This window comes from Nocardiopsis sp. RV163, from assembly GCF_001029525.1.
Classification (GTDB): Bacteria; Actinomycetota; Actinomycetes; order Streptosporangiales; family Streptosporangiaceae; genus Nocardiopsis; species Nocardiopsis dassonvillei.
In genome coordinates, this window is the sequence record NZ_LEKI01000235.1 from 1 (window position 1) to 6149 (window position 6149).

Consider the following 6149-nt stretch of genomic DNA (forward strand, 5'->3'; position numbering starts at 1 on the left):
CCCCCCCCCGAACACGAGGATGAGGATGCCCGAGCCCCGGACGCGGCGCAGCGGGATCGTGGGCAGGTCCGAACCGCTCGCGAGGCTGCTCTCGGCCCGTCGAAACAGTCGCCGTACGGGGCTCACCTGTCACGTGGTGACGGGGGAGCCCGGTGTGGGGCGGACCACCCTGCTCTCCCTGGTGTGCCGCCCCGCGCCGCCCCGCACCGGACCCGCGGTGCGCATCGCGTGCTCCCGCCACGTAAACCGCCTGGTCACCGCCCTCACCGACGCGCTCGCCCTGGCCGCCGACCGACACCCCGCCGAGGAGGAGGAAGGGGGTACCGCCGCTCCGCCCCGAACCAGGGGATCGGGAGGCGTGCCGACCGGCCCCCGGGAGCTGGTGGAGGCGCTGACCCGGGACGCCCCCCTGGTGATCGCGCTGGACGACGTCGACCAGGCGGGGCCCGAGTCACTGGTGCGGTTGCGGGGCCTCCTGCACGACGTCGCCCACCTTCCCGTGACGCTGGTCGTCTCGACCCGGAGCGGCGAACCGGCCGCGGCGCCGACCGAACTCGCCGATCTGCTCTCCGGCGCGCCTACCATCACCCTGCGCGGGCTGTCGGAGCGGGAGACCGGCGCGCTGATGCGCGAGCGGCTGGGCCGCCGGTTCGACGCGGACCTCGTCACGGCCTCCCACGAGGTCACCGTCGGCAACCCGTTCCTGACGCGGGCCCTGTGCGACTGGATCGGGGCCCGCGATTCCCCGGTGCGCTCACCGGCCGAGTTGCGAAGCGCCGCGCTCCCCTCCGTGGCCGACGCGATGATCGGCCGGGCGAACCGCTTCCACCCGCGGACCCGGGCGGTGGCCGAGGCGGTCGTGGTCGCGACGGCCTCCGGCGAGGCCGACCCCGCTCTGGTCGCGCACCTGAGCGGTACCGGGCTCGGGGAGACGCTGGCCGCGCTCGACCTCCTGGCGCGGATGCTCCTGGTCACCGACGACCACGCGGTGACGCTGCGCCACCCGCTGCTCCACACCGCACTGCTCGACTCCATGACCGTGATGAGCCGCAACGCGGCGCACTTGGCCGCCGCCGACTTCCTGCGCCGCAGACCCGGTGCGGAGCGGCGGGTGGCCCGCCACCTCACGGAGTCGACGGTGCCCCTGGACGCCCCGTGGTCCTCCGCCGCCCTGATCACGGCCGCACGGCTGCCCGACACGGCGGCGCGGGACCGCGTGCGCTACCTGGAGCACGCCGTCCAGGCCGGGGGAACGGGCGCGTGGCCCGGTGTCGCCCCCGAGCTGGCGGCCGCCCGGATCGCACTCGACCGGCGGGGCGGCCTGCGCGCCGCGGTGGAGGCGCTCGGCCGCACCACCGACGCCGCGGTCCGTGGACGTCTGCTCGGCCTGATCGGCGCGACGCTCTGCGAGGGCGAACGCGGCGACGACGCGTCCGCCGTCCTGCGGACGGTGGGGGAGGCCGTCGCCGGAACGGAGCGGGAGGCCTGGCCGCGGACCTTCCTCGCCCACGGCCGGTCCCTGCCGCCGGAGCCGACGGCCGCCCGGCCGGCCGAAGGGGCCCCCGGCCCCGTCGGCGTGCCGCGCTCTCCCGCCGTCACGGCCGTCAGCGCGTTCTCCTCCTACCTCATGGGCGGGCCGCCGTCGGCCGCGCTCGCCGACGCGAGGCGGGCCCTGGAGCACGGCCTCGACGAGCTCCTGCTCCAACCGCCCGCCCTGCCCGCCGCCCTGTCGGTGCTGGTCGGCTGTGGTCACCAGGCGGAGGCGTCCACGCGTCGGCGCGCGCTCGTCGCCGACCCGGACCGGCTGCCCCGCTGGGTGGGCACGGCGGTCCGGCTCACCGAGGCGACGGGGTCCTACGCCGCGGGCGACCTGTCCGCGGCCCGGCACGCCCTCACGAAGCAGCTCTCGGAACTGCCCGCCCACGTTGGCCTGGGTTACAGGGGGTTCCGGACCCGCCTCGTCGGCCTCCTGGCCAACGTCCACCTGGACCTGGGCGACCCGGAGGCGGCGGAGGCGCTGTTGCGCCGACACCACCACGAGGGTCACCCGCCGACGGCCTGGCACGACGCCGACGTGCCACTAGCCCGAGCGCGGCTGGGGATCAGGGCGGGCGCACTGTCCCAGGGCGCCGAGGAGCTGTTGGAGGTCGTCCGACGCCGGGACGCGGCGGGGGTCCGGGGGCCGGGCACGCTCTGCTGGCGGAGCGAGGGCGCACTCCTCCTGGCCAAGGCGGGCGCCCGTGGCCAGGCGGTGCGCGACGCCCGCCGACAAGTGGAGTTCGCGGAGGCGACCGGTTCGCCGCAGGAGCGCGCCCGCGCGCTGCGGGTGTGGGGCGCGCTCGCCCGGGAGCCCGCTTCGGCGGAGGCGCTGAGCTCGGCGGTGGACCTGCTCAAGGGCACCGGAAACGACCTCGAGACCGCGCGGACCACGGCGGAGCTGGGCACGGTGCTGGCGCGGATGGGCCGCCACCGGGAGGCCGTGGCGGCCCTGAGCCGTGCGGCCGGTCTGGCCGCGGGGCAGGGCGCGCGCGACCTCGCCGACCGGGTACGGCTCCAGTTGGTGGCCCTGGAGGCGTGCACCTCGCACGACGTCTCCGTGAGGGGCATCCTCGCCCTGACCCCGCGCGAACGGCAGATCCTCATCGACGCGCTGCTGGGACAGGCCAACAAGACGATCGCGGGCCGTCGGCACATCACCTGTCGCACGGTGGAGCTGCACCTGTCGAGCGCTTACCGCAAGCTGGGCATCTCCGGTAGGGGAGAGTTCGGCAAGATCCTCGGCAGCCCCGGAAGGTGGGAGATCCTGGTCGGCGGGGAGTGAGCCGGGGCCCGGGACTGCGGTGGGGCGCGCGAACACTTCGGTCGCCGTCCGTGATGCCACGCCGACGTGCGCGCACGAGAGTGGAACCGCAGGACGGGCGCCCCGACCGGGGCGCTGACTGCCGGATCGCCCCCATGCGCGGATGGAGACGCCGATGCGAGGACAGGACACACCGCCAGACGAGACCGGGGGGGACCCCTTCACCGTGGTCGTGGTCTTCTCCGGAGGGATGGACTCCACGACACTGCTCGCCCACTTCGCCGCGTTGCGGTTCCGGCTGGTCGCGGTGACTGTGGAGTACGGGCAGCGGCACGGGAAGGAGGTCGACGCGGCCCGTGCCGTCGCCCGCCACTACGGCGCGGAGCACCACGTTCTGGGAGTCACGGGTCTCGGGCCCCTGCTCACGGGATCGGCCCTCACCGACGACCGGGTGGACGTGCCCGACGGGCACTACGCGGAGGAGTCCATGCGCGACACCGTCGTCCCGAACCGGAACGCCGTGCTGGCCAACCTCGCGGCTTCGGTGGCGGTGGCCAGACGGGCTGGCACCGTGGCCCTGGGCATGCACTCCGGCGACCACTTCGTGTATCCGGACTGCCGTCCCGTCTTCGTCGACGCGCTGCGCCACCTGGTGGGGGTGGCCAACGAGGGGTTCGCCGCGCCGCGCGTGGAGGCACCCTTCATGACGTGGTCCAAGGCCGACATCGCACGGCACGGCGTGCGCCTCGGCGCGCCCCTGGAACGCAGTTGGTCCTGCTACAAGGGGGGCGACGTCCACTGCGGTACGTGCGGGACCTGCTACGAGCGCCGCGAGGCCTTCCATGAGTCCGGTCTCCCCGACCCCACCGAGTACCTCGACGGCGTCACACGCTTCTCGGCACCCTGACCCCGGATCTCTCGGTGACCACCGTGATGCGCTCCGTGGCCGCCTCGGCGAACCTGGGAACGAGGGGTCGACCCATCGACCCCGGGCATCCCGGAACGATCCGCTCCCCCGGCGGGTCACCGTATCGACCGTCCCGACCCCGCCCGTCGCCCCCACCGCTCGCACGGCCACGGGTGCGTCGCGCGACCGGCGCTCCCCCTCGACGGGCGGGCCCCGGGCGCGGCGGGTGCCACGAGCGCGGCCACGGGACGCGAAGCGAAAGGAGGTGAGGCCGTGGGAACGCCGAGTCTTGTAGTGAACGAGATATTCGGCCCTACTTGAACCATCCAGGGAGAAGGGCCTTCACTCGGGCGCCGTTGCGCCTTCGTACGGCTGGGCGGGTGCAACCTCTCCTGCCGTTGGTGCGACACGCCCTACACCTGGGACTGGACCGGTCTGGGCGACACCAAGGTCGCCTACGACCCCAAGGAAGAGCTGAGAGCGGTTCCCTACCAGCAGGTCCGTGACCGCCTGGTCGCCTACGGGGTTCCCCTGGTAGTCGTCTCCGGCGGTGAACCGCTGAACCAGCAGGCCAGGCTCCGTCCGCTGGTGCGGGACCTGCGGGACTCGGGTCACGACATCGAGGTCGAGACCAACGGAACGATCATCCCCGAACCCCGTCTGGCGGAGCTGGTCAGGTTCAACGTGTCACCGAAACTGGCCCACTCGGGGGACCCGGAGGACAGGCGCATCGTCGGCCCGGCCCTGGCGGCCCTCGCCGCGGTGCCGGGAACCGCCTTCAAGTTCGTCTGCCGTACCGAGGCCGACCTCGACGAGGTCGGGGCTCTCGTCGAACGGTACGGCATCGGTCCGGTCTGGGTGATGCCGGAGGGGCGGACCCGGGCTGCACTGGACAGGTCCCTGGTCCGGCTGCGGGATCCCGTCATGGCCCGCGGTTGGAATCTGACCACCAGACTGCACATCATGCTGTGGGGCGATCGGAGAGGTGTATGACGCTGGCAGACCTACCCCATGACTCCGCCGTGCGCGATCCGTTGGAGGACGTGGCGCGGCAGCTCCTCATCGAGATCGGTGAGGACCCGGACCGCAGTGGGCTGCGGGACACCCCGCAGCGCTTCGCCCGATGGTGGAGGGAGTTCAGCGGTTACCAGGCCGGCCGGGTCGAGACCAGTTTCCCGCTGCACACCGACGGACAGATCGTCATGGTCTCCGACGTCACCGTGTGGTCGCTGTGCGAACACCATCTCCTGCCCTTCTCGTGCGTGCTCACCATCGCGTACCGGCCGGACGAACGCGTGCTGGGGCTGTCCAAGTTCGCCCGGATCGCCCATCGCCACGCGCACCGCCTCCAGGTCCAGGAACGCCTGGTACGCGACATCGCCGAGGAGGTCTCCAAGGTGGCCCACACGAACGACGTCGCCGTCATCGGCCGCGGCGAGCACCTGTGCATGTCCATGCGGGGCATCCGGACCCCGGCCCTCATGACCTCCTCGGCCTTCGACGGGATCTTCCGCGACTACGGTCCGCCCCGCGACGAGCTGGTCAGGATCGCCCTGTCCGGGAACTGACCGCCGCGTACACCCCCGTTCGGCCGGAGCGGTGCCTGGACAGCCCCCGGGCCTGGGGACCCTACGACGTTCCACCCGTCGCCCGGGTCCGGCCCGGGCGGCGGGGCGTGACGGGCTCGCCGCACGGGACTCGGGGGCGTCGGCGCCCCCCGGGATCGTCGACCCCTCCGGCACAGGACCGGAGCGCCTCCAGCCGCGGGACGTCGGCCGTGCAGTCCTCCCGGTGGCGCGTCTACCCGGGCCCGGGTCAACGCCCGTTCTCCTCGGCCGGTTCCCGGTCCGTCATCTCCATCAGGAACACGGTGGTCTCGTCCTCCGCGTTCGGTACGGGCGCCGACCGGTCCGGAACCGGCCGCGGGGGCGGTCCCGTCTCGTGACCGGAGGACGCCCCTCCGGTCACAGGTCGGCTCCCGAGGGCGGGGGCTGCGTGTTCAGGGCCTTGTGGAACGCGTCCAGGAGCGAGTCCGCCGCGGGCCGCGCCCCCGGTTCCCGCTCCGTCGGGTCGCTCGGGGGTGCGCCGGTCGCGGGGCCGGGCGCCTGCGCCGGAGCAGGCGCCACGGCGTCGGTGCCGGTCGGCCCCAGTCCGCGGGCCGGGGAGTCGGGGTCGGCGCCGCTCATCCCGCTGCCGTCCCCGTCCGGGTCCCGTACCTCTCCGGCGGCGTCGGTCACGGCGAGGACGTTCGTGCGGGAATCGGACCCCGGGTCCGGCGGCTCGGCCGCGGGGGTCGTGGCGCGCGGGCCCGATCGCGTCGTCGTGCTCCCTGCGTCGGGCGAGGTCGGGGCCTCCCGGGGCGTGAGGCCGAACACCGGGCCGATCTGGTCCCCCAGCGGTGCGCTGGAGGTGGGGCGGGGCGCCGCAGGCGGGGCGCCGGGC

At 74.2% G+C, this 6149-nt stretch carries 4 protein-coding genes and 1 pseudogene; 4 read left to right on the top strand and 1 reads right to left on the bottom strand.

The genetic code is table 11. The features are described from left to right. Window positions 1–25: 25 nt before the first annotated feature. From ABD54_RS24870 to folE, 4 genes are all read left to right on the top strand, one after another. Entirely contained in the window at window positions 26–2821 is a 2796-nt protein-coding gene (locus tag ABD54_RS24870; RefSeq protein WP_047871975.1) for an AAA family ATPase, read from the top strand. Window positions 2822–2975: 154 nt separating this feature from the next. Further along, window positions 2976–3707 (top strand): 7-cyano-7-deazaguanine synthase QueC, encoded by a 732-nt coding sequence (queC, locus tag ABD54_RS24875; protein ID WP_047871976.1) that lies wholly within the window; start codon window positions 2976–2978, stop codon window positions 3705–3707. A gap of 324 nt (window positions 3708–4031) precedes the next feature. Next, window positions 4032–4700, top strand: a complete 669-nt coding sequence (locus ABD54_RS24880) for a 7-carboxy-7-deazaguanine synthase QueE (protein ID WP_047871977.1) — start codon at window positions 4032–4034, stop codon at window positions 4698–4700. Then, on the top strand, window positions 4697–5275 hold the full coding sequence (gene folE, locus ABD54_RS24885; protein ID WP_047871978.1) for a GTP cyclohydrolase I: 579 nt from the start codon (window positions 4697–4699) through the stop codon (window positions 5273–5275). Before ABD54_RS24880 ends, folE begins: the two co-directional genes overlap by 4 nt. A 396-nt stretch (window positions 5276–5671) precedes the next feature. Here folE and ABD54_RS29270 read toward each other — a convergent pair. Next, window positions 5672–6149 (bottom strand): annotated as a pseudogene (locus ABD54_RS29270) (hypothetical protein); the annotation flags it as partial.

What these genes read in the sequence shown, in the direction of transcription:
- folE (WP_047871978.1), top strand. Translation starts at nt 4,697, where the DNA reads ATGACGCTGGCAGACCTACCCCATGACTCCGCCGTGCGCGATCCGTTG.
- ABD54_RS24870 (WP_047871975.1), top strand. Translation starts at nt 26, where the DNA reads ATGCCCGAGCCCCGGACGCGGCGCAGCGGGATCGTGGGCAGGTCCGAA.
- queC (WP_047871976.1), top strand. Translation starts at nt 2,976, where the DNA reads ATGCGAGGACAGGACACACCGCCAGACGAGACCGGGGGGGACCCCTTC.